Source organism: Novosphingobium sp. P6W (assembly GCF_000876675.2).
In the GTDB taxonomy this organism is placed as follows: Bacteria; Pseudomonadota; Alphaproteobacteria; order Sphingomonadales; family Sphingomonadaceae; genus Novosphingobium.
This window is the reverse complement of the sequence record NZ_CP030352.1, coordinates 934,335-960,278: the sequence shown is the minus strand read 5'-3', so window position 1 is coordinate 960,278 and position 25,944 is coordinate 934,335. Positions and strand designations below refer to the sequence as shown.

26 protein-coding genes are annotated in these 25,944 nt (G+C 66.5%); 8 read left to right on the top strand and 18 right to left on the bottom strand.

The features are described from left to right. Nucleotides 1-2: 2 nt before the first annotated feature. The 13 genes from dcm to TQ38_RS31430 form a co-directional block, all read right to left on the bottom strand. A complete protein-coding gene (gene dcm, locus TQ38_RS04710) occupies nucleotides 3-1,226 on the bottom strand; it encodes a DNA (cytosine-5-)-methyltransferase (RefSeq protein ID WP_043971891.1) in 1,224 nt (407 codons plus the stop codon). A gap of 186 nt (nucleotides 1,227-1,412) precedes the next feature. Then, on the bottom strand, nucleotides 1,413-3,377 hold the full coding sequence (gene rlxS / locus TQ38_RS04705; RefSeq protein ID WP_043973262.1) for a relaxase/mobilization nuclease RlxS: 1,965 nt from the start codon (nucleotides 3,375-3,377) through the stop codon (nucleotides 1,413-1,415). Between the two features lie 251 nt (nucleotides 3,378-3,628). Then, nucleotides 3,629-4,000 (bottom strand): hypothetical protein, encoded by a 372-nt coding sequence (locus TQ38_RS04700; protein ID WP_240197951.1) that lies wholly within the window; start codon nucleotides 3,998-4,000, stop codon nucleotides 3,629-3,631. A 233-nt stretch (nucleotides 4,001-4,233) separates the two neighbouring features. Continuing rightward, a complete protein-coding gene (locus TQ38_RS04695) occupies nucleotides 4,234-4,857 on the bottom strand; it encodes a lytic transglycosylase domain-containing protein (protein WP_043971893.1) in 624 nt (207 codons plus the stop codon). Then, nucleotides 4,845-5,426, bottom strand: coding sequence for a S26 family signal peptidase (locus TQ38_RS04690; protein ID WP_043971895.1), 582 nt, complete (start codon nucleotides 5,424-5,426; stop codon nucleotides 4,845-4,847). Before TQ38_RS04690 ends, TQ38_RS04695 begins: the two co-directional genes overlap by 13 nt. Continuing rightward, nucleotides 5,423-5,653, bottom strand: coding sequence for a helix-turn-helix domain-containing protein (locus tag TQ38_RS04685; RefSeq protein WP_043971896.1), 231 nt, complete (start codon nucleotides 5,651-5,653; stop codon nucleotides 5,423-5,425). The genes TQ38_RS04690 and TQ38_RS04685 overlap by 4 nt, the downstream gene beginning before the upstream one ends. A 167-nt stretch (nucleotides 5,654-5,820) precedes the next feature. After that, the gene (locus tag TQ38_RS04680; RefSeq protein WP_043971899.1) at nucleotides 5,821-6,120 is read right to left on the bottom strand and encodes a DUF736 domain-containing protein; all 300 of its coding nucleotides are present in this window, start codon (nucleotides 6,118-6,120) and stop codon (nucleotides 5,821-5,823) included. Between the two features lie 352 nt (nucleotides 6,121-6,472). Further along, nucleotides 6,473-6,901, bottom strand: a complete 429-nt coding sequence (locus TQ38_RS04675) for a DUF5990 family protein (RefSeq protein ID WP_043971901.1) — start codon at nucleotides 6,899-6,901, stop codon at nucleotides 6,473-6,475. 209 nt (nucleotides 6,902-7,110) lie between these two features. Next, nucleotides 7,111-8,709, bottom strand: a complete 1,599-nt coding sequence (locus TQ38_RS04670) for a chromosome partitioning protein ParB (RefSeq protein WP_240197950.1) — start codon at nucleotides 8,707-8,709, stop codon at nucleotides 7,111-7,113. A gap of 105 nt (nucleotides 8,710-8,814) precedes the next feature. Then, nucleotides 8,815-9,243 (bottom strand): DUF2958 domain-containing protein, encoded by a 429-nt coding sequence (locus TQ38_RS04665; protein WP_043971904.1) that lies wholly within the window; start codon nucleotides 9,241-9,243, stop codon nucleotides 8,815-8,817. After that, entirely contained in the window at nucleotides 9,240-10,205 is a 966-nt protein-coding gene (locus TQ38_RS04660; protein WP_043971906.1) for an ArdC family protein, read from the bottom strand. The genes TQ38_RS04665 and TQ38_RS04660 overlap by 4 nt, the downstream gene beginning before the upstream one ends. A 681-nt stretch (nucleotides 10,206-10,886) precedes the next feature. Next, nucleotides 10,887-11,159, bottom strand: a complete 273-nt coding sequence (locus TQ38_RS30815) for a DNA -binding domain-containing protein (RefSeq protein WP_240197949.1) — start codon at nucleotides 11,157-11,159, stop codon at nucleotides 10,887-10,889. A gap of 181 nt (nucleotides 11,160-11,340) precedes the next feature. After that, nucleotides 11,341-11,640 (bottom strand): transcriptional regulator domain-containing protein, encoded by a 300-nt coding sequence (locus TQ38_RS31430; RefSeq protein WP_370059796.1) that lies wholly within the window; start codon nucleotides 11,638-11,640, stop codon nucleotides 11,341-11,343. A 915-nt stretch (nucleotides 11,641-12,555) separates the two neighbouring features. On the opposite strand from TQ38_RS31430, the gene TQ38_RS04650 reads away from it, so the two are divergent. From TQ38_RS04650 to TQ38_RS04615, 8 genes are all read left to right on the top strand, one after another. Further along, the gene (locus TQ38_RS04650; protein ID WP_052505583.1) at nucleotides 12,556-13,029 is read left to right on the top strand and encodes a helix-turn-helix transcriptional regulator; all 474 of its coding nucleotides are present in this window, start codon (nucleotides 12,556-12,558) and stop codon (nucleotides 13,027-13,029) included. Nucleotides 13,030-13,036: 7 nt separating this feature from the next. After that, entirely contained in the window at nucleotides 13,037-13,375 is a 339-nt protein-coding gene (locus TQ38_RS04645; RefSeq protein ID WP_043971915.1) for a hypothetical protein, read from the top strand. A gap of 34 nt (nucleotides 13,376-13,409) precedes the next feature. Next, nucleotides 13,410-13,871, top strand: a complete 462-nt coding sequence (locus TQ38_RS04640; RefSeq protein WP_043971918.1) for a hypothetical protein — start codon at nucleotides 13,410-13,412, stop codon at nucleotides 13,869-13,871. Between the two features lie 208 nt (nucleotides 13,872-14,079). Further along, complete coding sequence (locus TQ38_RS04635) at nucleotides 14,080-14,520, top strand: MarR family transcriptional regulator (protein WP_240197948.1); 441 nt, start codon at nucleotides 14,080-14,082, stop codon at nucleotides 14,518-14,520. 201 nt (nucleotides 14,521-14,721) lie between these two features. Next, nucleotides 14,722-15,372, top strand: a complete 651-nt coding sequence (locus TQ38_RS04630; protein WP_240197947.1) for a GntR family transcriptional regulator — start codon at nucleotides 14,722-14,724, stop codon at nucleotides 15,370-15,372. Nucleotides 15,373-15,518: 146 nt separating this feature from the next. Continuing rightward, nucleotides 15,519-15,653 carry a benenodin family lasso peptide gene (locus TQ38_RS04625; RefSeq protein WP_113941883.1) on the top strand — a complete coding sequence of 45 codons (135 nt, stop codon included), beginning with the start codon at nucleotides 15,519-15,521 and terminating at the stop codon, nucleotides 15,651-15,653. Between the two features lie 97 nt (nucleotides 15,654-15,750). After that, the gene (locus tag TQ38_RS04620; protein WP_043971921.1) at nucleotides 15,751-16,404 is read left to right on the top strand and encodes a lasso peptide biosynthesis B2 protein; all 654 of its coding nucleotides are present in this window, start codon (nucleotides 15,751-15,753) and stop codon (nucleotides 16,402-16,404) included. Continuing rightward, the gene (locus TQ38_RS04615; RefSeq protein ID WP_043971924.1) at nucleotides 16,401-18,146 is read left to right on the top strand and encodes an asparagine synthetase B family protein; all 1,746 of its coding nucleotides are present in this window, start codon (nucleotides 16,401-16,403) and stop codon (nucleotides 18,144-18,146) included. The genes TQ38_RS04620 and TQ38_RS04615 overlap by 4 nt, the downstream gene beginning before the upstream one ends. A 12-nt stretch (nucleotides 18,147-18,158) precedes the next feature. Here the strand turns inward: TQ38_RS04615 and TQ38_RS04610 are convergent, their stop codons facing one another. The 5 genes from TQ38_RS04610 to TQ38_RS04590 form a co-directional block, all read right to left on the bottom strand. Further along, nucleotides 18,159-20,192: an Atxe2 family lasso peptide isopeptidase gene (locus TQ38_RS04610; protein WP_240197946.1), complete on the bottom strand. Its 2,034-nt coding sequence runs from the start codon at nucleotides 20,190-20,192 to the stop codon at nucleotides 18,159-18,161. Between the two features lie 108 nt (nucleotides 20,193-20,300). Beyond that, the gene (locus tag TQ38_RS04605; protein ID WP_043971926.1) at nucleotides 20,301-22,853 is read right to left on the bottom strand and encodes a TonB-dependent siderophore receptor; all 2,553 of its coding nucleotides are present in this window, start codon (nucleotides 22,851-22,853) and stop codon (nucleotides 20,301-20,303) included. A gap of 61 nt (nucleotides 22,854-22,914) precedes the next feature. Beyond that, a complete protein-coding gene (locus TQ38_RS04600; protein ID WP_043971929.1) occupies nucleotides 22,915-24,009 on the bottom strand; it encodes a FecR domain-containing protein in 1,095 nt (364 codons plus the stop codon). After that, on the bottom strand, nucleotides 24,006-24,605 hold the full coding sequence (locus TQ38_RS04595) for an RNA polymerase sigma factor (protein ID WP_240197945.1): 600 nt from the start codon (nucleotides 24,603-24,605) through the stop codon (nucleotides 24,006-24,008). The genes TQ38_RS04600 and TQ38_RS04595 overlap by 4 nt, the downstream gene beginning before the upstream one ends. 221 nt (nucleotides 24,606-24,826) lie before the next feature. Beyond that, the gene (locus tag TQ38_RS04590) at nucleotides 24,827-25,753 is read right to left on the bottom strand and encodes a nucleotidyltransferase and HEPN domain-containing protein (RefSeq protein ID WP_043971933.1); all 927 of its coding nucleotides are present in this window, start codon (nucleotides 25,751-25,753) and stop codon (nucleotides 24,827-24,829) included. Between the last annotated feature and the right edge of the window lie 191 nt (nucleotides 25,754-25,944).

Genomic DNA, 25,944 nt, shown 5'->3' with positions numbered 1-25,944 from the left:
TGTCAGGCAGCCTCGCGCTGCTGCCCTGCCTCGACCAGAGACTGGATATGCGGCTGCATGATCCGGGCGACCTCATGAAAGACCGGAACAGCGACCGAGTTACCGAATTGCTTATAGGCCTGCGTATCCGATACCGGGATGCGGAATTCGTCTCCATAGCCCATCAGGCGGGCGCACTCGCGCGGGGTCAGACGGCGCGGGTTCACCTTCTTGCCCTGACTGATGAGGATCTCCGATCCGTCCTTATAATAGCGGGCCGACAGGGTACGGGCGACATCGTCCGGCGTAACCAGCCCGAAACCGAAGCCATTGCCTGCGGCCTTATGCTTGTCGGCATAGCCCTGAAGATACTGCCAGAGCTTGTCGGTCAGAGTATATTTGCCGTTGACGATCGCGTCCGGGCCAAGGGTGTAAGCCCCTTCCGCCTTCTCGGTGCCGTCACCGGGATGCAGAATGTCCTTGAGCTTCACCGAGCCCTTCTCCGGCAGGTCCAGATCATCCCAGCTGAACGGCACTTCCTCCCGGAAGCCGACGATGACGATGCGCTCCCGGTGCTGAGGCACGAAATGCTTCGCATCGATCACCTTGTGCCAGACCTTGTAGCCAAGCTCCTCGGTCAGCGTTTTCAGGATCACCTGGAAGGTCCGGCCCTTGTCGTGGCTGGTCAGATTTTTCACATTCTCCAGCATGAAGGCGGCAGGCCGCTTGTCCCTCAGAACGCGCGCCACATCGAAGAACAGCGTGCCCTGTGTTTCATCGAGAAAACCATGCTGACGGCCCAGAGAGTTTTTCTTCGAAACACCCGCGATGGAGAAGGGCTGACAGGGGAAGCCGGCCAGCAGAACATCATGGTCAGGAATCTCATGGGTCTTGATCGTGGTGATATCGCCATGAAGCGTGTGGTTATCGCGGAAATTTGCCGCATAGGTCTGCTGGGAATATTTGTTCCATTCCGATGTGAACACGCAGTGCCCGCCGATAGCGTCAAATCCCTTCCGGATGCCGCCTATCCCTGCGAACAGGTCGATGAAATTGAAGCGGCTCTCACCAAAGCCGGTGGCCGATCCGCCAGCCATATTCTGCAGCATGTTCAGCGCGGCGCGCCGGGGCGTCCCGTCGCCCCGCTCCCACCGGTATAGCTGGCGGGGACTATAGCCCAGACGGTTCGCCAGCTCCTCGATAGAAATGGCTGCCTGTGCACGGAGCGTTGCGAATTCGTTCTGCATGATACCTCTGGGACGATTTGCGACATAGTGTCGCCATTCGACCCAGAATGCAAGGCGTGAACCATAAATGTTCTATTTATGTTCGCAGGCAAACTAGCAGGCGACGGGTACGCCGAAAAGCCCGGCAATGGAATTTTGACGAGAACCTTGTTGAAGGCACCGGGAACAGGCGGTGCGCCCGCACCTTCATGAGATCACTGGCCCCGACCGGCCGCGCCCAAACTGCCAGCTGATCCCATCCGCCCGCATGATGCCGGACGCCGCCTTGCCGATGTTGCGCTCCAGCACGTCGCGCCAGGGCACGAGGGTAAAATCCCGTGACCGTTCGACGAGTGCGTAGCTGCCGCCTTCCAGATCAACCCTACGGGCGATAGTCCCCTCGATCCGCTCGCCAATTCCGGCAGACGCAAAGGCCTTACCAACGCCCGCCGCCAGATGCTCACCGGCCCGTTGCAATTCGCGCTGGCGAAGCATGTCCATCATGCCCGTCCTGAACCGAAGCGCCCCGCCATTCGGGTCCGCCAATTGCTGCTCGATCAGCCACTGCCGCCGCCCCGCGAGCGCGGTCCGTACCTCTCGCCCGTACCCCACATCGCGCACGGCGCCATGACCACCCTCGGCAAGCTCCCGATCGAGCCAGGTCGGCGCTTCCTTGCCTGCCAGTTCGTCGACCGGGGACCGCGACAGGAATTCCAGCGTGACTGGCCGGTCGCGCTGCCGGGCCCTCGCATAAGCATCGGCGCGGGCAAGATGATCGTCGGGGATCGTCCAGCTTCCATCCGCCAGGCGCTCGGGTCCATTTCCCGCGCGCCGCATCGCCTCGAGCCGCCGGACATGACTGGTGGCGAACGCCTCGCTGGCACTCGGATCGTGCGCCAAATGCAGGTCGATCGAATAGAGCCCACCATTGGCGCGGGCGACCGCATCGACGGTGCGATCAGCCTGGGTCGCCTCGATCCGCGACGGCGCGACCCGTACCGTCGATCCTTCGGGAACCGATGGCGTGGCATCCCCTCGGCCGATATCGACATAATGGACCCGGCCATCGACTCCGTCGACCATCAGATAATGCCGGTCGCGATGCTCATCGGAAATGCCACGCTGAATCACGCGTCCGACGATCGGTTCTCGAAGGTCATTTGCCACGACCTGCTCGACGCCGGCACGGTCAAGCCTGCGGGCGGTCAGTTCCCGCTGCATGAGGCGGATGATGTCGCCGCGCTCACCCGTTCGGCGAAGCGTTTCCTCCAGCCCCTCGGCGAGCCTGTAGCGTCCGCCACCAACATCGTCGGCCAGGCCCATCGCCTTGAGCTTGCGCAGCCGTCCCGCCGCGACCGACTGCTGGAACGGATCGTTGTCCGCCGGTGACACCGTTCGCTCGACGTCCATGCGGCGGACCAGCCGGCGGTCGATCGCGGTCAGCCGTTCCTGGTCGACATCATGGCGCAGGCGCGCCTCGATCTCATGATCGGTACGAGGGCCGAGGTCGAGCGTAACAAGCTCGGACGCGCGCTCGCGAAGCCCGTGCGAAATATACTCCCGCGCGATGACCAGATTGTCGCCCTGGTCATCGACCCCGCGCAGCACGATGTGGGTATGCGGACGCTCGGTGTTGAAGTGATCGACCGCGACCCAGTCCAGCTTCGTGCCGAGGTCCTGCTCGACCTGTGTCATCAGTCGCCGGACATAGGGCTTGAGGTCTGGATATTCCGCGCCGTCTTCGGCGGAGACGATGAAGCGAAACTGATGGCGGTCGCCGGCGGTCCGCTTCAGGAAATCACCGCCATCTGCACGGTCGGTTTCGGGACCGTAGGGTTCGCCCGGCAAGCCCTCGCGGGTCACCCCGTCGCGCTGGATGTAACGCATGTGCGGGCGGGCGGCCTGGCCACTCTTGCCAGCCAAGCGGATCAGGCTCGCCTTCACCACGGCACGGCGCCCGCGAAAACCCGCGAGCCGGTCGCGGCTCGACAGCAACCGCCCCATGCTCGCGCCGCGCCCGATCCGACTGCCGTCGAACCGTCGCGAGCGGACTCCGGTCTTCGTGCCCGCGAGGCGTGCAGCAGCGCGGATGCGTCCGCCATATTTGACGACCTTCTTGCCGTCCTTGCCGCGCCGGCTGCCGAGCTTGGGGGTAAAATCGTCGTCAGACATCACAACGTGCCTCAGTCTCGCGATTTCGGACAGAAAATGGCTGATTTCCGTCATTATTGCCCTGACTGTCTCGTGGTCGCGATTGCCTGTCTCGTGAAAAAAGGATGTGCAGACAAAGGCTTGGCAGGGGTCGCGAGACGCTGCCTTTATCTTGTTTCCCCTTCCTTGCGCTGTCCCCCTCCTTCTCCTGCCAAAAACAGGAAGAGACGACGCCCTGCCGGCGCCGCCCCTCGCCGCGCATTGCCCTGCGATCAGCGGGCATCCAGCATCGCCTGACGGGCCTGAGATCGGTCCTCGACCGTGCGGCATCCGGTCATTCCGTGCGCCCGTCCTTCGCCATCGACCAGCATCGTGGCCGCGAACCAGCACCCGTCGAGCCGGCCGCATATCGCGATCCGATCGAGTTCGCATTCCCCGTCATCGTGGCTCTCGTAGAGGCCGAGCCAGCGCTCCTCACTCCTGGCATCCCAGCGAAAATCCACCTCCTCGGCATCGAGGAACCGCGCCGCCAGGGCTTGTCCTGCCCCGTGTCCGAACTCGCGTTCCAGCCCTGCCACCAGCGCCGCGGTCACCCGATCCGTGACCTTCGCCGATGCCGCTGCGATATCCTGATACATGCCCATGATAACCTCCTCGTGCTGCGTTCCCACAATCGAGAACGGCATTTCGAAGGCGGCTGGCGGAGCGGCTGTCAGGGCCGATGAGCGCAGCGAAGAGCCGCGCAGCGGACGTGGGGGGAACCGATTTGCGCAGCAAATTGGGGGGCACCCGCGGGCCTTGATAGGCGCTGCGCCAGCCGTCACACTGGGCCTGTCGAGACGAACTTCCCCCCTCTCGTGAGCGCGCGGCATGGGCGTCACCGACCCTGCGACAGAGGGGCGAAGAGCGGGTTCGGCGGCGGGGCCCCCACCTCGCCTCCGCTCTCGGGTGCAGCGCCAGCGCGAATGGCAAAAAGGGTGTCAACGCGTGGCAATGGCGCCGCATCCTTCCCCGCCGCCACGGCTCCCGGCGCCACGCTTGCCAGGTACGCCCGGGTCTCGGCCGGCAAGGTTCGCCCGCCCGCAAGGTAAGCGGCATAGCGCGCGGGGCCCGCGTTGTAGGCGGCGAAGAGCCCGGGATAGCCGAAGCGGTCGAACATCAGCCGCAAGTAAAACGTGCCTGCCAGGATGTTGTCGCGCGGCTGGTCTGGATCGGTGCCGAGGCCGAGGCGCGCTCGCATCTCGGCCCAGGTCGCGGGCATGAGCTGCATGAGGCCGAGGGCGCCGACCGGCGAGCGGATCGGGCGGCCATCGAGCGTGGTGCGCCCTGCGCTTTCGGCGCGCATGACGCGCTCGATCCAGGCGGTAGGGACGCCGAAGCGCCGGGATGCCTCGCGGATATGTGGCTGCCAACTGGCGACGTTTTCCGCATGGGCGGGCGTCGCCAGGCAGAGCGCCAGTGCCAATCCCAGCAGCGGGCGGGCAGTCCTCAGCGGCGCCACAGCAGCCGCGCCTTGCCGATGATGTCGCCGCCTTCGCTCGCCCCGAAATAGCGCCCGTCGAACGAGGACGGATCGTCCATCAGCAAGAGGACCTGGCCCGTCTGCAGGACCTGGCAACCCTTCCAGGCCGGCATCGCCCGGCCTTTCGCATCCGCTGCCAGCCGCCGTGCCACCGGGCGGCCATCGACGAAAATCCAGGCGCCGAGCGCGCAGATTTCGTTGCCGGCCTGCGCCGCGACGCGCTTCACCAGGGGCACGTTCGTGGGCAGGTAGCGGCGGCTGGCGGCGAGTGCCCGGTAGCCTTCCGGCACGCGGGCGATCACCATGTCGCCGGGCGCGGTCGCGGCACCGGGCGACACCAGATACAGCCCGATCGGCGCACTGGCGCTGGCGTTCCAGACCAGACGCAGGCTCGGGGGTTGGAGGGCAGACCCCAGGACGATGCCACAAGACAGGCCGCCGACGAGCATGCGCCGCCGCATCCTGGCGTGGTGCGCTTTCGCCGCGCGCAGCGCCTCGCCCCAAGCAAACAGCGGCGCGTCGTCGGGCTGGTTGCGACGCCCGCTCATGGCTTCAACACCCGGGCGCTATGCGCGCGCGACCAGGCCTCGAGGTCGTCGATATGGTACTGGATGTAGCGGCTGTGACGACGGAAGACCGGCCCCTTGCCGTCGCGGCGCATGCGGCGCAGCAGGAGGCTGGAGATCTTGAGATAGGCCGCGGCCTGCTCGGTATTGAGGAAGGGGGAGCCGCGCCGGGCGCGGCCGGCCCGGGCGATCTGGTCATCGTCGTCCATGGAAAAGTCTCCTCGTTGGCGCGATCCGAACCATGTGATCGCGACCCCGAGGATGACGGGCGGGATACCGCGCGGTGAGTGTCGAAACGGCCGGAGGCGTTTTCGACACACCCCCAAGGAATTGGCCGAGGAAAAGGCCCCGCGCCGCGTCGGCGCGGGGCCGGCCGTCAGCGCGACCAGATGAGCTTGTGCTCGCCGTTGTCGCCCTGGGTGAGGGTCGCGTAGATCGGCGCGGGGAGCGAGGGATCGTCGAGCTTGAGGCTGAGGTATTCGGCCCCGGTCTCGCGCGCGGCCTTGGTCCAGCCGGCGCCGAACTCGACGCCACCGGCGCTGACGCGGTGGTCGGGCGCCTTGTCGTGGTCGCGCGCGACGGGGCGGATCGTGGCCTTGACGCGAAGGGTCAGGGTGCGGATTTCGCCGTTGAAGATACCGTCCTCGTTGCGGGTGAAGGTGCCGATCTGTGCCATTGAAGTTCTCCTTGGTGCGTGCTCGATTGCCGCCCCATGCGGCCTCGATGGCGGACGAAGGGCGGCGGCGCGCCGGCGTGCACCCGCAGGGCCGAAGCGGTAGCGGAGGGCGGCGAAGACACACGTTTCTTGCCTCGCGAGGAAGCCCGCAGGGCGGGGAAGAAACGGGGGGCGCAGCCGTTGCACGCACGAGGCGCGACGCCGCCAGGACAGCCATGAACAGAGGCGCTGGGGCGGCAGGCAATCCACCCGGAAGGCGACCATAAGCGCAGCGGTGCTGCGAAACGCCCGTCCGAGACGGCCAATTTGGCGGCGATCGGGCGCCCCTTCACCGGCCAAATCGAGCGCGCCGCTAGCGCGCGGCGACCACGCGCGAGAGCGCCGGGACCGTGGCGCAGGCCGGGGTGCCGTCCCTGGCGGTGCCGCAGACGGTGATGACGAGAACACCGCCGATCGAAGCCCGATCGAGCAGGTCGCGCTCGACATCGTGGATGTCGATCTTCATCCGGCGACTCCACGGCGAGGCGGGATCGCCTGCGGCCTCGCCGACGCGGACATAGACGAAGCGGCGCGTTGGCCCTTCGCGGCGGACCTGGTCACCGAGGAATTTCGGGCCCGGGGAAATGCGCACGACGAAGTCGAAGACGAGGGGTTCGCCTGCCAGCGAGCGCTTGGGATCGAGCGGCCCGCCGTCCTTCGCCTGCAGGCTATAAGGCACACCGAGGACGGGCCGGTCGATCACGATCCGCATGCGAATATGGGTCTGGTCGGCCTTGCCCATCGTCTTCGCCTCGTCCTTCGAGCCGGCGCGGCGACGAGGTCGCGCGCACCCTTTGCGAGCCTATGTACCCTCCCCTCGCGCAGCGATCCAGCCCCAGGGCCGAGCCCCAACACCGCGCGGCCGAGCCGCCGAACGAAGTCGGGCGGCGAGGCCGCGCGGCGCAAAAAATGGGCGACAAGCGGGCGGGCATGACCCGCCCGCTCCCTCCGTCACGCCGCCTGGGGAAGCGACGGCTCTTCTTGCTCGGGCGCGGTCGGCGCTGCGCTGGCTTCGCGCGCAGCGACGACAGCGGCGTGCGCAGCCACGCTCCCGACCCCGCCGCGCTCGGAATAGGCCGAGGGAGGGAAGGGCATCCAGCGCGGCACCCAGCGCTCGACCTTGGCCCGGCCATCGGAGCCCGCCAGATGGTCAGCGACGATCTGCTTCAAGGTCCGCGTCTTTTCGCCGGCATTGGCGCTGGCGACCGTCTCGCCCGCGACGTCGGCGACGATCCGGCCCAGCACTTCGCGGTCGCGCAGCAAGGAGAACAGGGCATCGTCGGCCTGCCACCAGTCCGCCATGGCGACGCCGATCTCACTGCCGACCGCGTCGACGGCGGCGCTGCCCGCCGCCATGGTCTCGCCGATGACGACCGTGACGACTTGCATCACAGCCGCGTCCGGAAGCGCCACCAGCCGCAGGAACAGGCCGACGAGACCGTGGCCATCGACGCTGCCACCAGTCAAGGTCGGCTCGTCGTCGGCGAACCCGAGCAGGCCGAGCACCGCGCGCCGACGGGCGTCGAAGACGGCCTCGCCCCGGCAGGTCTCGACACTTTCGCGCACCTCGTCGTTGCGGGTCGCCTGCGGCTCGGCGCGCACGCTCCACAGGGGCGAGCCGACGATCGCATGGGCGACCATCAGCCGCAGCGCGATCGCGGGATGGTCGAGCAAGGCGGCGCGCACGGCGGCATGGCGGTGCAGGTCGACATAGCCTTGCAACGTCGAGGTCGGTTCTGGCCGAGTGGGTTTTGCGGCTGGCTCCACCTCGCCGCGCGCGATGCGCCGGGCCTCAGTGCAAGTCACGTAGCCCTCGTGAAAGATCACTTCGCCGGTGCCGCGCACATCCAGATAGACCCGCCCGCCCTTGCGCTTGGCGGCCTTCTCGAACTCCCAGGAATGAAAGTGCTCGGATGGCGGGACGACGACAACATCGGCCCACCCCTGTTCGAGATAGGCCTCGCGCCGCGCCGCGATGGCGGCGTCCTGCGCCGCCCAGAAGGTATCGGGATCGGTGAAATAGCGATCGTCGCCGAACAAGTCGGCGATGGTCGCACCGCCGAAATCATCGATGTCGAACAGCGCGAAGCGCGCCGGGATCGACTGTCCGCCAAACAGCCATGCCTTCAACTGGTGCCCGGTCGGGACATAGGCGTCCGGGTCGTCATGGAGCGCCAGCCACGCCTTCTGCTGGCTCTTGCTGGCAAGGGTCAGGTGGCGCACGGTCGCCCGGTCGATCTTCGCATCGTGGTAGAGCCCCCGGATTCGCGGCAAGAGGTTGCCGAGCGCGAGAACGCGCCGAATGGTGAGGTCTGGCAGGCCGAACGTCGCGGCGATGTCGGCGACCCCGCGGCCCTCGCGGACCAGCCGGGTGAAACTCTCCCACTGGCGCACTTCGTCGGCATCGAGACGGGCCATGTTCTCGATCATCGAGGCTTCGAGCGCGGCGGCGTCGTCCCCGTCTTCGAGGATGCCGCATGGCAGCAGCAACGCCTCTGGGTCGAGATCGCCCGCGCCGCGCCGCTCGTCGGCGACGTGGTCGAGTTTCATCGGTTTCACCTTTCGAGAGGTGCCGGTCCCGTCCTTCTTTGGAAAAGCAGGCGGGACCGGCACGGGATGGCGGCACGGACGCGGCCGCCTCGCGTCATCCCGCCATCAGGACGGCGGAAACTCTGGGTCCGGGCCGTGACCTTCGTTCCTTGGAGCGTCGCGGCGCAGGAGGGCCTGCGCCCACAGGATCGAGCCGGCCCGGCGCGACCAGTCGGCCCATGTCGAGAGCGGATGGGGCGTCTCGAACGCCATGTCGCGCTCAATGCCGAGGCCGTAGGGCAGACGGATCGCGGCGAGTTCGGACAGGCTGAAGGTGCCGAGTTCCGGGCAGCCGAAGCCGAGGTCGGCAAGACCGAACAGGGTATCGCCATCCTCGAGAAGTTCGCTCGCCAGCCACGTCGCGGCGCCAATCGGATTGAACAGCTTGAGCAGCGGGACCGGGTCCGGTTCGGCCGTGCCGCCGCGCGCGGCGATGGCGCGGCGGATGGCATTGGCGCGCAAGGCGTCGCGGATATCGGGAGGAAGCAGGATCATGCCGCAATTCCTTCGCCGAGGTGTTCCGCTTGCGTGTCGCGGTGCCGGGCAAGCAGCCAGTCGGCAGCCTTCGAGGCGGCGCTGGCGGCGCGGAAGATCGCGCGGTTGTCCTCGCGCAGCACCGATAACCATGCACCCAGATAGTCGGCATGACGGACGGTGGGGACGATGCCGAGCGCGGCACACAGGAAAGCCGAGCCCATTTCCGCGACGAGTTCCTCGCGGGCATAGTCCTTGCTGCCGAAGGGATGGCGCAAGTCGCGGCCCAGCCGGGTGGTGTGGCCGGTGGCGTGGGTCAGTTCGTGCAGGCAGGTCCGGTAATAATTGACCTGATCGAAGAAGGCAGGCTGCGGCGGAACCTGCACGACATCGGCGCCGGGAGCGTAGTAGGCCTTGTCGCCGGCGATGCGGAACGCGACACCCGACGCGGCGATGACCTCCTCGGCCACCGGCACGATCTCGCGCTCGGGCAACGGCGCAGGCTCACAGGACAAATCTTCACGCAGACCGTCGCACTGGGCGAGGTTAAAGACGGTGAAGCGCTTGAGGAAGGGAACGGCGCGGGCCTTCTCGCCTGCGTCGGCGGCGCGCTCGGCCTCGGCCTTCGGAGTGAAGCGATCGGCGTAGACCACGGTGACACCACGCTCGCCCTTGCGCACGCAGCCCCCGGCTTCCTGCGCCTGCCGGAAGGTCAGCCACGCTTGCGACGGCCAGCCACGATCGATGACCGCGCCCCACAGCAAGAGGATGTTGACGCCTGAGTAGGCGCGAGAGGTCAGCGCATTACGCGGCAAGCCCACTCCCGCCGTCCTGACGCTTCCCCACGGCTGGACCCAGGGCACCCGCCCCGCCTCCAACTGCGCCACGATCCGGTTCGTCACTTCGTCATAGAGATTGGCGCGTTCGGTGGTTTTCGCATCGCCGGCCTTGCGGCGCACGCTGCGGCTTGATGATCTGGGCATGACCTGTCCTTTCACGCCACCCTCAAAAAAGGCACATGGCCTCCCCGCAAAGGCGGGGGTGGGCGGCGAAAAGCGACCAAGAGGCCCGGGCCAGCGGACGAGGACACCGAAGGGCGGAACGAACGTGGAGCACCCCGGACGCGCGCAGCGCGCGGGGTTGTCCTCGCCCGCGACGGGCCTAGCCGGGAGCGCCGGCCACACCCGCCACGCCGGGAGAGGCAAACGAACAGCGCCGCCGCGCGCCGCGCGGCGTCCGCCCTAATGCGCCAGCGATCGTTACCGGCAGGCCGAGACCCGTGCCAGCGGGGCTCGGGGGCGCTGCGGCAGCAAGCCCTAGAGCGCGCTCGCAGCAAGGCCGCGAGGCGCCATGATCACCAAGCTTTGTTGAAAAAATTTGATACGATCAAAGCGAAGTCCACGCCGCCCCCATTCTAGAACGAGGACGTCATGGTCTCTTCAAGCCCTGCAAGCACACCAGGCGGCCAAGCCGCTTTCTCGAAGGCCTCAAGGGCAGCTATAGAATCCGGCTCGGTTCGATTGCTCTTGGAGACCTGCAGAAGCAACGAAGCCCTGTCCCTAGAAAAGATAGATGCGAAAGGGATGCCGGGGAGAGCGGCGATCAAGACACCGGTACCAAACCGCTCTGCCGCGCAATCGCATGGCCACGCGAGCACGCCGAGGTCACCCGGCCTCGCCCGGCCAGGATTCCAGGACCGCGGCGGGTCCCGCCCTGCACAGCAAGGAGCCGGTCGCAACAAGGCGCCGTGCCAGCGACTTTCGGTGCTCACCGTCCCCGGGCCAGTCGCCTGGACCAAGGAAGCGCTCGGCGATTTCGCGCAGACTCGCCCCGGCAGCGCGCGCGTCCGCCGCGAGAAGCGCGAGATGCTGGCGGCGCAGCCGCTTCGCATGGTAGCCGGGAGCGTGTTGAAGGTAGACACGCCGAAGGGCTGCCATCTGCCGGCTCAACCTCTCGTCCGCGACGATTTCGAAACTGAGCAACACTGGCCGGGCGGGCAGCCTTCCCTCGAAAAGGTCGATTCGCGCGATGTCGCCGCGGCAGTCGAACGCAATATGCTCCCCATCTGCGTCCTCGACGCGGCGCGCCCCACGCGCCCGAGCATCGAAGCGACAAGGCCTATCCGATTGTTCGGGTGCGATGCGGGCGCGCAGGACGCACGGGTCCAGGGCGGCGGACCATACCGGCACCACCTGCGTACAATCCTCCCCTGGATTCTCGGCGAAAGTGCAGCCCCCATTCGCGCGCCGTGAATACCGTACCCGATCCGACCTGCCGATCGTCACCACTGGTCCGGCCGGCGTCGGACGCCTTCCATGCGGCGCGGTAAGCCGGGTCGCGCCGGAGCACCTCCCACGCGAGCCCCCCGCGTCCCCGGCGCGACAAGGCAACAAGCCGGTGGGCAAGCGAACCGACCATCACGACCGGGAAAAAGGCAGCGTACACCGATGAATGTCGCGATCGGTCCGCCGCAAGCGCCGCGTCGACGCTTGGGCTATTTGTGGACCTACCGTGTCCATGGCGCGCTCACCAGCCCTGCGCATGTACCCCCTTTCGCCAAGGACAGCCGATCGGCATGCGACCGGCGACGCCCGCCGCCCCGCGCGGGTGGGGACATCGCTGCCCGCGAAGATCGCGGCCATTGCGCGCGGTTGTCACCCCCCGAAGATCAGGGGGCAGTTTTTTGAAGGGCCGCACGAAGGCGCTGGGGAACGACCAGGTGCGCCTTGGGGTGTCGGCGCAACGGACTGCAAAGCCAGCACCGGGCCCGCGAACAAGGCGGGATCGGCGCGCCGCAAGCACAGCGATCAAGCGCGCCGAGACCGCCGGCTCCGGCCGGCGGCACCCGGGAGGCGACACCAATGACCACCGGCATGCATACTGTGACTGGTTGGTCGCCCGGAGACCCCGGACCTGCAAGAAAATTCAGGCCGGCATTCCCATCGCACCGCCGAACATCGCATCGCAAAGACCACGTTCGGCCCCGCCACCCCAAACGGCGGCGAGTCCCGCTCCGTGGATTGCCGGGCACGCTATCCCCTGCCCGGCGAGATCACCTGCATACGCGGCGAGCATCGGGCTTCTAGCGCTGACGGGGTGACAAACGGACCCGCCAGGATCTATGCACGGCTGTGCGCAGTAGTGACCGGTCCCGGCAAGGGACTGGTTCCGCTGGTAAACCTGCAGAAGACCGCTTGATCGCAGACGGGCGGAAGGAGGTGCGATACTGGTGCGAACGACAGGTGACACCATGGGGCTCGGCTCAGATTTCCCGCCGATCGCTGGCTCAGCGGACCGCCGCTTCGCGCTGCCGTACTCTAGAAGGCAACCGCAGTGACGGAGGACATTGACACCCTCGCCGCCCGGCTCTCGCCGCGCCACCGCGAATGCCTCTGGCATGTCTTCCAGCTTCGGATTTCCAAGGAAATCGCCGCCGAACTGGGAATCGGCGTCGGCACGGTGGATTCGTACATCTCGGAAGCGGTGGCGATCCTGGGCGCGCCAAACCGGCGCCGCGCCGCCGAAATGCTATACGGCGGGAAGGAGCCGGCGGCCCCCGGGAAATTCGAGGGAGAATTGCCGGGGGTAGCCATGGCCTCGAACGATGATCCATCCCCGGGCCAAGGGTTGCAGGTCGGCGACTGGCAGGTGCTGCTTCCCTTTCGTCACAAGGGAGTTAACCGCAATGATCTCGGACCTATCCACCGCCTTTTCTGGTTCATCCTTCTCGTCCTCGCCGCCGCCGCCAGCTTCGGAATGCTCGCCGTCGGCCTCGAGGTCCTCTCCCGGCTTCTCGGCAGCGATTGAGGGCGGAATGAGCGGCGGCGGACCGGCAGTCGCCACGCTGGCCAGCGACCTGCATGCCTACGAGAAGCTGCTCCAGACGCTTTTCGCCAAGGGCGGCGAACTGTCGACCTCCGCGATCCTCGCGCAGATCGGCCGCAATGTGTCACCCGTGGCAGGCCACCAAGTCCTTGCCGCGATCAGCAATGCACAATTGCTGACATCGAGCGCACTTGGCCATGTCGCCGAGGCCCACCGCATGCTCGAAGTGCTCGGCCGCAAGCTCGGGATCGACGTGGAGGCCTTCGGCGACGTCCTCAAGCCGCCGTCGAGTGCGATCGGTGCGGATCAACCCAGGCTCGGCGGATGATCCACGGTCGTGATGATGCGGACCTGCACCAAAGATGACGCAGATCGCCGCCTTTCTCGTCCTGATCGCATTGCTGGCAATACATGCCGCGTGTCGTGGCGGCGCCCCGGAGCGCCTAACGGCAATCGCCATGCTGGTTGCGGCGGTCGCGACCAGCATGGCGAACATGCAGGCTGCGTTGCCTTTCCGCGATGTGGAATGGCTGCTCTTCTGGATCGATGGAGCGCTTTTCGCGGCGCTGCTTGCCATCGCGCTCACGGCGAACCGGTTCTGGCCGCTCTGGGTCGCCGCGATCCAGTGCGTGGCACTCGCTGCCCATGCGGCGCGTGCCTTCGATGCCGCAATCCTGCCGCTGGCCTACTGGTGGATCATCGGCAAGCTGTCCTATCCGATGCTATTCCTGCTCGCGGTCGGAACCGAGCGCCACCATCGACGCAGGCGTCGCGGCGCCCTCGACCCGGCGTGGAGCCGAACCGGGCGATGGCAACCCCAGTGATCTCGAAGCCAGGGCTCGCGCCGAATGCGACAATGCGCCAGCAGGGCTCAGTCGCACGAGGACGAGCGCAGGCCAGCTGGGTGACGATACCGCCGTGTTGCGGCCGGACCCGCCCCGCCGAACAGCATGACCGTGCCGGATCGGCGCAGGCCACTGCCCGCGCAACGAAGGGAATTCCACCCTGTTCCGCTCGAGCGCGGAACAGGGCATGGCCGGAATGACAGGGATGCCGAACGAGGACCTGCGGGCCCAATCATGCCGGGCCCTTGCCAGGATGCGAGAGGCGACGAGCGAATGCTTCGACCGGCATTTCGCACTGACGCCCCGCCTCGACATGCTGGCCCAGCTCTATCTCGCCGAGCGCGAGCATCGCCCGCTCTATGCCTGGAGTTTGTGCATCGCTTCGCAGGTCCCGGCATCGACCGCACATCGCAAGATCGGCGAACTGGAACGGCATGGCCTTGTCGCCTGCAGCCGCGGTGCGCATTCGGACATCAGCAACGACCGGAGCAAGCGGCACGGCGACAACCGCTACGTTCGCGTCAGCCTGACACCGGAAGGCCGGAAAAAGATAGGCCGGCTGCTCGACCACTTCGCGTGCATCTGGAACAGCGCCGGCCCCAGGGACGCGACGGGCTCTTTGCCATAGGCCAGGGCGCACCCGAGATCGCAATCGACAGGCCGGCGGTTACTGCCTGCAAACACGCGGTAACCGTACAGGACCGCATCGGCACGGCGCCGGCAGGAGGCTGGTAAGCCGTGAGTGGTCCCACGCGGACCGAACGGGGAGCCTCCGAGCGGGCGAGAACCGGGGCAGGCGGACTGGCTGCTGCCCGAAGGACGGAGAATCATGATGGCCCCCGAACCCGTGACAGCACATCATATCCATGGCCTCGTCAGGCAGGAGATCGTCGCGGGAGCCTACACGCCCGGCATGATACTCAACCTCAACAGGCTCACGCATGAATTCGGTACCAGCACCACACCTGTCCGTGACGCCATGAACCGTCTCGTGGGCGAGCGCCTGGTAGAACATCTTCCGGGCGGCGGTTTTCGCGTGCGAGCGCTCAGTCCCGACCGACTGGCCGGGCTCTATGAATGGCATGGCCAGTTGCTCCGGCTTGCGCTTGCCAGCCCCTTGCCGGAAAGCGTGCGAGAAGAGGTCAGCGTGCTTGCGCGCCGGTTGGACGAGCCAGGACACGTGGCACCAGTCGCCAGCGAGGCGTTCGGGATCGTGGTCTCGGTTTCGCGCAACGAAGAACTGGCGCAGGCGTTCGAGGCGGTCGCCCTCACACTCGCGCGCGCACGGGCCCTCGAGCATCTGGTGATCCCCGGTGCCGTCGACGAACTCTCGCAGGTCATCGCGACGATCGCGGCGAAAGACATCGCCGCATCGCACCGGATCGTAGGGCGCTATCATCGAAATCGAATCCGGTTGAGCCCGCGCATTCACAATATGCTCCGACCAACAACCGCGGGGATCGGACAAAAGAGGCAATGAATTTTATCAACTTTCACGCAAAAAACACTGTAACGGCCTGACGCATCGGACTGACTCTCATTTCGGGACAATACAAGTTCGCGCGCGTTGAGGTCGCGTCTTATCCTTATCGTGCCGCAATCAAGCGGCGAGAAGGAGTAGACGAAATGGAACGCACCAGCGAAGACCGCCGTGACGACGTCGTCGAACTCGGCGCGGTGAGCGTCGAAACCAAGGGCATCGTCGGCAACCCCGTCGATGCGCCCGCAGGCCAAGGCCTTGCCGGCATCCTCGACGACTGATCGACCGCTTGGCGCATCCCCGGGGATGCGCCAAGCACCGTCCTTTCGGAGCAGGCGCTGCCTGCAACATCCAGCATGCAGGGAGCCAGAATGCCCCATGGCGCACTCGCAAATATCCTGGTGCCAAGTCGGCTCGCATATCGTCGTCATCGACATTCGGCGCGACACCTACCTACAATTGCCGCCTAGCCTTGTCGAAGCCTTCCATGCCCTGCGATACGCCGGCAGGCCCGGAGGCGGGCCCGCCGAATGTCTCGAAGCACTCGCGCGGATCGGCCTATGCGACAAGGATTACACCCGTCCGGCCGAACAGCCCACCATCCGTGTCCCAGCGCATGATATGCCTCCGCCTGCAGTGGGCTACCGGCGGCCACCGCCGCAGACGATGATGGCGGCGCTCGCCCGGATCATCACCGCGCGCCTCGCGGTCCGCGCGCTTCCCCTGCGCGTGCTCGCGCAGCGGGTTCGGCGCCTCGAGACCTGGCCATCGCGGCCCATGGCCCAGGCCGACGTGGCGGCACGAACCGCCGTGTTCGTGCAGGCGCGGCAGCTTCTACCCGCGCGGGGGGCCTGCCTGCCCGACTCCATCGCGCTGGTGCACTTCCTGCGCGCGCGCGAAATAGCATGCAACATGGTGTTCGGCGTGCGGCTCGACCCGTTCGAGGCGCATTGCTGGGTCCAAAACACCGATGCCATCCTGGGCGATACGCACGAACGCGTCTCGTGCTTCACCCCGATCCTGCAGCTATGACACTCGCATCCTACTTCGGCGTAGTGGCGCTCGAGAAGGACCGGCCCGCACCTGCCCGGATGGCCTCCCCGGCGATAGCGGCGGAAATGGGACTGGCGCCTTGTGTCTCTTCGACGACGTACGTCCTGTTCGCTGCCGGACCGGCCGAGACCGTCAGCGGCATGCCCGCGGCCACCCATGTGGTAGGACCCGCTTTCGCCCGCCCTGCGGACGGACAGCCGTTTGTCGCGAAACACGATCGCAACGCCGCGCCGGCCGGCTTTCTCGAAGCCATCGAAGCGCGATGGGGTGCGTTCGTGGCATGGACCGCCAACGAAGCCACCGGCGAGGTCTTCGTCTATCGCGATCCGTCGGCGCGCTGCGCCTGCTATTATACACGCTGGGGCGGCGAACTCGTCATCGCGTCCCATCTCGACTTCATCGAGGCTCTGAGTGGTCGCGCCAACGCGATCAACTGGGCCGTGATCGCCGATGAACTGCTTTATCCCGACCTCGTTGGACGCTCGAGCGCGATCCTCGGCATCGAGGAAGTCCTCCCGGGCGAGATCGTGCGTGTCGGGCGCGAGGGGGTCCACCACCATGCGTTGTGGACTCCAGCGAAGTTCATAGACGAGAGGCGCGTTCCCTCTTTCGAGCAAGCGGAGCACGATGTCGCGCGGGCGGTGGAGCGGTCATGCCGGGACTGGTCCGCGCTCATCGGGCCCGTGGCACTTACGCTCAGCGGAGGTCTCGATTCCTCGGTTCTCGCGGCAACGCTGCCCGCTCTTCGCCACTGCATCACGCTGGTCAGCGGGACGGGGAGCGGCGACGAAAGGGCTTTCGCCGCCGAAGTATGCCGGCATCTCGACTTGCGCCCGCATCAGCGTAGCTTGTCCCCGAGCGACGTCACCTTGCGCCTGTCGAGCGCCGAGCGGCGTCCCCGTCCCTCGACGCGCGCTTTCACCCAGAGCATCGTCAAGCATGCCGGGGCGGTCGCAAGAGAATTCGGAGCGTGCGCGATCGCCTATGGAAGCGGCGGCGACAACGTGTTCTGCTTCCTGCGTTCGGCCACGCCGGCGAGCGACCGGCTCGAAGCCGAAGGGTTCGGCGCGGGATATCGACGCACTGTGATGGATGTTGCGGCAGTGACCGAGTGCTCGCCGTTACTCATCGCCCGGCGGTCACTGCAAAAGCATCTTCGCCGCCGCCGGGCCTGGACATGGCCGCGCGACGAGCGCCTGCTCGCGCGCGGGCTGCTTGAGGCCCGGACGTCGCATCTTGGCCACCCCTGGCTCGACGAATTCGCGGCCCTCCCGGTCGGCAAGCGCGAGCACATAGCGGCAATCATGCGGGGCCTCGCACTGGTGGACTATCTCGACGGCGAGGACGGCGTGCCGGTCATCTACCCGCTCCTCTCGCAGCCGGTCCTGGAGGCCTGCCTGCGCCAACCGACTTGGCTGTGGTACCGAGACGGCGTCAACCGGGCGATCGTGCGCCGCGCCTACGCCGGGAAGCTGCCGACCGGGATCGTCCAGCGTGCCTCGAAAGGCGGCTTCACCGGCCTGGTACGAAGCCTGTACCTCGACAACCTCGCGCAAATCCGCAGCATGCTGCTCGACGGCGAACTGTGCGCACGCGGGATCGTCAACCGCCAGGCGCTCGAAGCCAATCTGGGCAAGGTGCCCGACGCGCAAGATCACATGTATGTGCGGATCATGCGGTTCGTCGATGTCGAGGCCTGGCTGAGCGCACGTCGTGGCTGATCACCGCCGCGCTCATTGCGACGCGCGCTCGCGCGGCTTGAACCACCGCTGGAACCAGGCAAGGTTGCGCTCATAGACCGCGAGCCGATGCGCAGGCTGGAGCTTGACGTGACCTTCGTCCGAAAACACGTACATCTCGGTCGGCCAGCCGGCGTTCTTCGCGGCGGCATAAGTCGGCAATGCGAAGCGAAATTCCTCCTCCCCCGCCTGGATCAGCAGCGGTACCGGCGGAAGTGCGCCGAGATTGGGCACCAGCGATCCCTCCTTCCAGAAGCCGGGGCGATCCTCGTTGAACTTAGGATATCCGGTCCTGGCGTACCAATCCTCGAACCCCGGCCCGAGGTTCGCCATCATCGTCGCCTCCTCGCAACATGTGCTGAGCGCCACGGCCTTGAACAGGCGCGAATGGACGAGCGCGAACGTCGCCGTGGTGGCGCCGTCGCTTTGTCCGGTGATGCCGATGCGCGCAGGGTCGGCGATGCCGCGCGCGATCAGGCGCTCGACGACGATTTCGAGCGAGGACTGTACGCTGCGCCGGTCGGACCAGTCCTTCTGGTTGGCCTTGAGGAAGGCGAAGAGGTCGAGCGGCGGCCCCTGGAGCCCATACCACGGCGGCCGATTGAAACTGAGGACGGCAAAGCCCTTGGCCGCGAACAGCTGGATCGGGAATTCGTCGGCGGTGCCGCCCCGCAGGAACCCGCGCGAATCATACTGGACGACGATGAGCGGCACCGGATGGCCCGGACGGTAGTCGGACGGGAGGACAAGGTCACCGAAGGTCTCGATGCCGAACGCATTGCGCCAAACCATGCGCTCGGGCCGGCGAAGCCGGATCGCGGCGAACTCCGGATTGGGATCATAGATGGTGCGGACCTGGCCGGATCCCCCGTCGACGCCGATCACATGGCGCGGCGCGGTGTCGCTTTCCGCCGCACAGACCAGTTCGATGGGCCCAAGCTGGCAGCCAAGCCACGGATCGTTAGTCGTGTGCAACACGCGGGGCGCGCCCTTGCCAAGGTCCCAGCGCAGCAACGCCATCTCGCTGCGGGCGACGCCTTGTCGGCGCAGGAACAGGATCGTGCGCGGATCGCGCTTCCATAGCCCGACCACGTCGGTGCAGGCCGACTGCGGACAAGGCAGCTCGCGCCCATTCATTGAAACATGGAGAACGTTGGGCTTGAACAAGGCGCCCGGGTCGACCGGTGCGAGCCAGGCGCGATCGGTGCCGCTGCCGACTGGCAAGACTTGCGTAGCGCCGGCTGGCCAGCCGGGCGTTCCGTCCGGCGCCAGTACGAGCCGTTCGGCCGGCAGTGCAGGACGCGGAGTTCGATCGGCCAGCGCGATCACGTCGATCCGGCTGGGTGTGGAGGACGGCGGATGGGGGCGCCCGCCGGCAATGGGCCAGAATCGCACGTCATAGCGCCAGCCGCTCGGTGCCTCGCCTTCGATCCGCCGTTCCTCGTCGAGAAGCGCGGGGCGACTAGCATAGACGATCGCCGCGCCGCCCGGCAGCCACTGGAAGTCGTCGATCGACACGGGCGAGCGCGTCATTTGCTCCTCGCCCGATCCATCGGGGCGGACCAGGAAGACTTGCATTACGCCGCCGATGGCCTTGGTGAAGGCGAGCCGGCGACCGTCGGGGGACCAGCGCAGCACCGACGGTACCGGGGCACCGCTCACCAGCCCGGAAAACCCGTACTTGTCGAACGACAGCCGGATGATCTCGCCGCCATCGGCGACGATACGCGGCGGCGCCGTGCCGATGGTTTCCTTGACGACGATGCCGGTACAATAGCGGTTGGAGGAGGGATCGCCGCGGCGAAGCTGCAGCGCGACATGCCGGCCATCGGGAGAGAGCGCGGCCGGTGGGCCAGGATAAGTATCGAACTGCATGCCCCCGAAGTCGCGCAGCCGTGCCAGGTCAAGCGCGGTGATCTCACGCTGCGGCGCCGACGGCGCCATCGCGGGAGGCAACAGGTCGCAGGGCGGCTGGCTTGCCCACGATGCGACCGGAACCAGCGAGATGCCAAGGATTACTCCGCCCAAGGCGGTACGCAGTTTCTTTTTACATGCCCGGCGAACTGCAAGACGAGGCAGCCGGCCCGCAGCGGCAGATGACGACCCGTCGCCACCCAAATCAATGTCCTTCATCGCTCACCACTCCTTGGTGAGCGAGACGCTGATGAAGCGTCCGATCGCGGACTGGTTGGTGGAGTCGTAGCTGACGTAATAGTCGGCCACCGGCCGCGCGTAGGCGGGCTGGTCGTTGAGCAGGTTGCGCACGGCGAGCGCGAAGCCCACGCCCGGGATGAGCCCCTGCGGGGACGCACGATAGACGACCGCGAGATCGAACGTGGTTTGGGATCCGACGCGGACTGCGGGGACGCTGCGGGTGTCTTCGACACCGCCGGTATAGTTGGCGAAGGCGGAGGCGCTCAAGGAACCCCGCGTCCATGTCGCACCTGCCCTGCCCCGCCAGTGCGGCGGATTGAAGATCGTGCCGGCAAGTTCGGTGTACGGCAGGGCGGGGTCGAGCCTCTGGCGCGACTGCAGCCAGGACGCCGAGCCGTTGAACGCGAGCGTATCGCCTGAGCCCAGCCGCGCCTCGTAGCGTACCGTAAGGTCGAGGCCCCGGATTCGCTGGCGCGCGACGTTGAAGAACGTGTTGTAGACCGCCGCGACGACCGCATCCGGGTCATAGGCCAGGCCCGAATAATTGTAGAGTGGTACGGGCGATGCCGCGATCAGTTCGGATTGCAGGGCGGCCGAGGGATAGGGATCTACGAAGTCGTCGAGCGTTCGCGCGCCGAGCGCGGTGTAGAAGACGGTGCCCTGGAACGGCTGCGCGACCCTGTCGCGATAAGCGATCTCGAAATAGCTCGCCTCCACCTGCAACCCGGGGACGGCGCGGGGATGCGCGGCCAGCGTTGCCGACCATGAGGTTGCGCGCTCGGGCTTGAGCGCCGGGTTGCCGCCATTGGTGAACAGCGCCGTCGCACCGGCCGGGTAACCGGCGCCGCCCAGGGTCGTCGCGGGATAGAGGAAGGCATATTGCGGCTGATACTGCTGGTAGAGCGTCGCCGCCTTGAAGGACTTGCCCCAGGATGCCTTGAGATCGATATCGGCGCTCGGCGCATAGATCACGCCCAGCTTGGGCGTCAGGACGTCGTCGATGCCGGGATATTTCTCGTAGCGCAGCGCGCCGCTCAGCGACAGGCGATGGATGGCGGTGACCGCCTGCCCGGGCGAGACCAGCGGGACGTAGATTTCGCCGAAGCCATAATAGCTATCCTGATGCGCGTCGATCGGCTCGGGCAAGCTCGCGGAGCGGTTGAGGTAACCATTGTCGCGGTAGCCAGCACCGGCAGCGAACCTTACCGGGCCCGCCGGCAGGTCGATGACATCGCCTTGCGACGTCGCCTCGAGCGACTTGACCGAATTGCAGTAGCAATAGGGATAAGCGCTGACCGCGCCGGCCGTGGTGGTGGTGAACTGCCGGGTATCGGTGTGGTCCTCGCCGTAGACCCCGCTCAGCGTGAAGGACAGCGAGGGGGTCGCCTCGAACGTCAGCGACGGCGCGACCGCGAAGGACTGGTTGGTCGGCTCGGTGGTATAGCGCGCGGAGCCGGGCACTTGCAGAACGGTGGACGAACGCCGCCAATTGTAGAGGCCATCGAGGCTGAAGGTCAGGTCAGGCCCAAGTTCGTGGTGCAGGCTCAGCACGGCACTGTGCCGCTTTTGCGCGGGAAGGAGGGTGCTGTTCCCGGGCATGTAGTTCGTGAAGTCGCGCTGACGCGCGGTGATCGCCGTATCGCGCTCGAAATCATAGGTGGCGACGAGGCCGCCGCCGTCCCACAGCGTTCCCGCGACAAGGCTGTACTGCTGCTGCGTGTTACCACCATCGGTCGCGGCACCGAGCCGCGCCGTGGCGGAAACCCCGTCATAGTCCTTGCGCAGGATGATGTTGGCGACGCCGCCGACCGCGTCCGATCCATAGACCGCCGAAGCGCCGTCGGCGACGATCTCGATGCGCTCGACCGCGCCGAGCGGGATGGCATTGACGTCGATCGCCTGGGTAAACGAGCCGTAGGCGAGCCGATGGCCGTTGAGCAGCGTAAGCGTCGCATCGGGCCCGAGCCCGCGCAGATTGATGCTTGAACCCGAGTTCTGGTTGTTGTTGCTGCCCGGTGCTCCCGGCGCGACGCCCGGGTTCTGGCCGCCGGCGAAGCTCTGCGGCAAAGTACGCACGACCTCGCCGAGGTCGGTCTGACCGGCCCGGGCGATGTCGCGGGTGGTGAGCGTGGTGACCGGGGAAGCCGGCGGCGCCCCGCGAATGCGCGAGCCGGTCACCAGGATCGCGGAATCGTCACCGCGGGATGCCGCCGGGACTTGCGGCGCTTGCGATCGCCCCACGACAAGGACACTCCCGTCCCGCTCGACCGCGACAAGGCCGCTTCCCGCCAGCAGGAGATCGAGTGCCTCCTCGAGCGTATAGGCGCCGTCGATCGGCGCGGCGGACTTGCCTGCCACGGCGCCTGGCGTGAAGATGATCTCGCGCCTGGTGGCGCTGCCCAGCGCGCGCAGCGCATCGCCAAGACCCTGCGCGCGCAAGTGCAGTTCATGGCGTGGTTCCTGCGCTGCGGCCGGGACGGCGAGCGCCCATAGGCTCGTTGCCAGGAACAGTGTGCTCAATCTCTTGTCCATCATGGATACCCCCCATTGCCTGGCTGCAGGCTGTTCGGGGGTATCCATGCCGGTCAGGCGAAATTTATGAGGGCGGGCAAAAGTTTTTTTCCCCGCGGGTGCAGCGGCGCGCGAGCGCGATGCCCGATGGGCTTTCGACAAGCGCAAGGTCGAGCAGTTCGGCGAGGTTTCCGGCAAGGCGGACCGGCTCGCGGACCCGGAACGTCCCCGAGACGCGAAGATCGCCGAGCGCTGGGTCGGCGAGGACCAGGGGCTTGTCGGTGTAGCGGTTCGCTTCTGCAAGAAGATCGCGCAAGGGCACCTCCTGGAAGGCGCGCAAGTCGCTCGTCCAGTCGATCGGAGCCGACGGGACCGCGCGCAGCGGCAGGCCCCGGGGTGCGCCGATCGCGAGGCCATGGCCGGCGGTCAAGCGCGTCACCTCGCTCTCGTCGCGAGGCGAACCTGCGGGTGCGCCGTCGGCGCGGGGCTGGCGGACGTCGACCAGCCCTTCGATGAGGTCGACGCTGGCACCGGCCTCGCCGCGAAGCGCCACGTCGAAGACCGTGCCGCGTGCCAGGACCGAGCCCCCGCCGGCCGCCACGACGAAAGGACGCGGCTCATGCGCGACGAAGAAGCGTGCGCGCCCGCGCAGCAGGGCCAGGTCGCGCCGCTGGGCTGACAGCGCCACGCGAACCCGGCTGTCGGAATCGAGGGTCACCCGAGATCCGTCGCCGAGGCGGAAGGTCCGCACTTCGCCCCGCGCCGTGGCGAGACTTGTCTCGCCGCCCAGGCTCGTTCCCGACCCGGTCGCCTGGACGAACGGATGGCCGGGGCCGATCGCCCGCATGGTCGCGATGGTGAGCCCAACGAGCACGGGGACGAACGCGAGGAAGAGAAGCAGCACGATGACCGGACTGCCGATGGCGCGCGCGAGGATAGCGGGCTGCCTCGCCTTGGCAGGAAGGAGCGCTCCCGGGGCTTCGACAAGCGGCTTGAGTCCCTTGCCGAGGCTGAACACCTCGGCAATGTGATTATAGGCCTGGCGATGCGCGGGTTCTGCGGCCAGCCAGGTCTCGAACCGGGCACGCTGCGCCTCCGCCTCCGGCCCGCGCATGAGGGCGAACCACATCGCCGCGTCCTCGCGCAGCTCGCGCGTTCGCAATCGGTCTGTGTGTGTCATTCGGTTTCAAGAGCCGTGGAGATATGCGCCAGTGCCCTGCCGACATGGTACTGGACAGTGGGAATGCTGATGCCGAGCCGCTCGGCGATCTCACGATAGGTCAGTTCTTCGACGCGGTGAAGCAGGAACGCCGTGCGTGTCTTGTCGGGAAGGCCGTAAACGGCGGCCTCGTACAACCGCATGAGGTCCGCGTAAGCAAGGGCGTGTTCCTGAGCGGGGCCCACCGCCACGTCGCGCTCTTCGTCGATGGACACGTGAGAGGCGGCCATGCGGCGCGACCGGCGCCGAGTGCGCTCGAACAGCAGGTTGCGCGCGATGCGCTGGAGGTAGGGGGCCGGATTGGCAAGGCCCTCGCGCGCCATGAAGGCGGCAAGCCGCGCGAAGGCTTCCTGGACGAGGTCGGGCGCCTCGTCTCCCTCACCGATCCGGCGCCGGAAAAAGCGGGCGAGACGCGGCGCTTCGGCCCGGTAAAGACCCTCGATCCTGCAAGTGCCGCCGCTATTCTCGTCGCACCTGTCATCCCCGTCCTCCGGGTCCGACGGTTGCGCAGCGATGCGGCGTTCGCTGGCAAGCGCCCGGGCATGTCGCATTGGCATGGAAACGCACGACCTCGACGGGCCAGCAGACATCACGCCCCGGGACGGTCCGGGGTTAGCGAGAGCTAGCGACGCGCGAGGTCTTTAAAGAACCCCTGCCACCCGACCGCAGGGACGGATGTGGTGATGCCTGGCAGAACAGGAGGAAGGCGAGTGCCGGCGATCGACGCCTCCGACCCTCATGATACCCAAACGAACCCGGCGCGCAAGACGTCGCCCGGTTAAGCCTCGTCAGTCACGGCCTTGCGCAGTTCAACGATGCGCGACTGGCACAAGGCATGGACGCGCTGGCCCAAGACCTCGGCATGGCCGGCAAGCCATTCCAGGTCCTCGCGAGCGATGCTGTAATGGCGCGAGTAGCGGCCCTTGCGGTAGGCATCCTTGAGCTTCTGGTAGAGCGCACGCTCGCGCCGCGAACTCCGCGGCCAGACGTCGAAGAGGCTGCGGTCGATGTCCTCGGCAAGGTCACGCAGGAACAGGATATTGTGATCGTAAGGCGTGTAGAATGTGAAGGTCAACAGAAGCCCTTGATAGAGGTTCTCGACAGTCTGATGAAGTAGAAATGCCGCTTCATTTGAATAATCTCGCTCAATTGCAGTCTGAGCGAGATCGAAATATCGGGTCGCATCGCCTATGTATTTTGAAAAGTATTCTTCCGCTGCCACCAAAGCCAATTCCGGCGTCTTGGGAACCGGCGTCTTCAGCGGCCTGTCGTCGGATTCGTAGAGAAGGATCCCATCCGACACGATGTTCATGAAGAACAGGCGCCCATGTGCCAGAGCGTCGTTCACGTCCTGCAACGAGTGAACGACGAAGGTGGCGGGCGTGCCGAGCGTCTTCTCGAAATTGTAGGCGGTGACGATGCGCTGCTCGGTCTCGTCCCAGTAGGCGGCGCGGTCGGTCAGGTCCTTCTGGTTGACGATCACCAAAAGATCATAGTCGGACTTGTACCTGTTGGCATCGAGCGGCGCATCCACCCAATCCCCGCGTGCATAGGAACCGAACAGGATGATCTTCAGGATACGGCCGGACTTGCGGCGCCCGGTCGCATTGCCCGTCGCGTCGCGAAGCCCCTGGAACAGCATCTCGACGACCAGGTCCAGTTCGCGTTGCTTGTGCGGGGGAAGATGATCGATGTGGGTACGCATGGCTCGGTTCGGAGTAAGGCTCCAAGGACATGAAAAGCAACGCGCATTTCACGCGGACATCTGAAAGACCTTTGCCAATCCGCGCCGCGCCATCCGAGCAGCGGCGAAAAAGACTGGAGCACAAATATAGAACGAAAAGCAGCGACGGTGCAAGTTTCGCGGGCGGCCGGCGTTCAAATGTCGAGAAACGC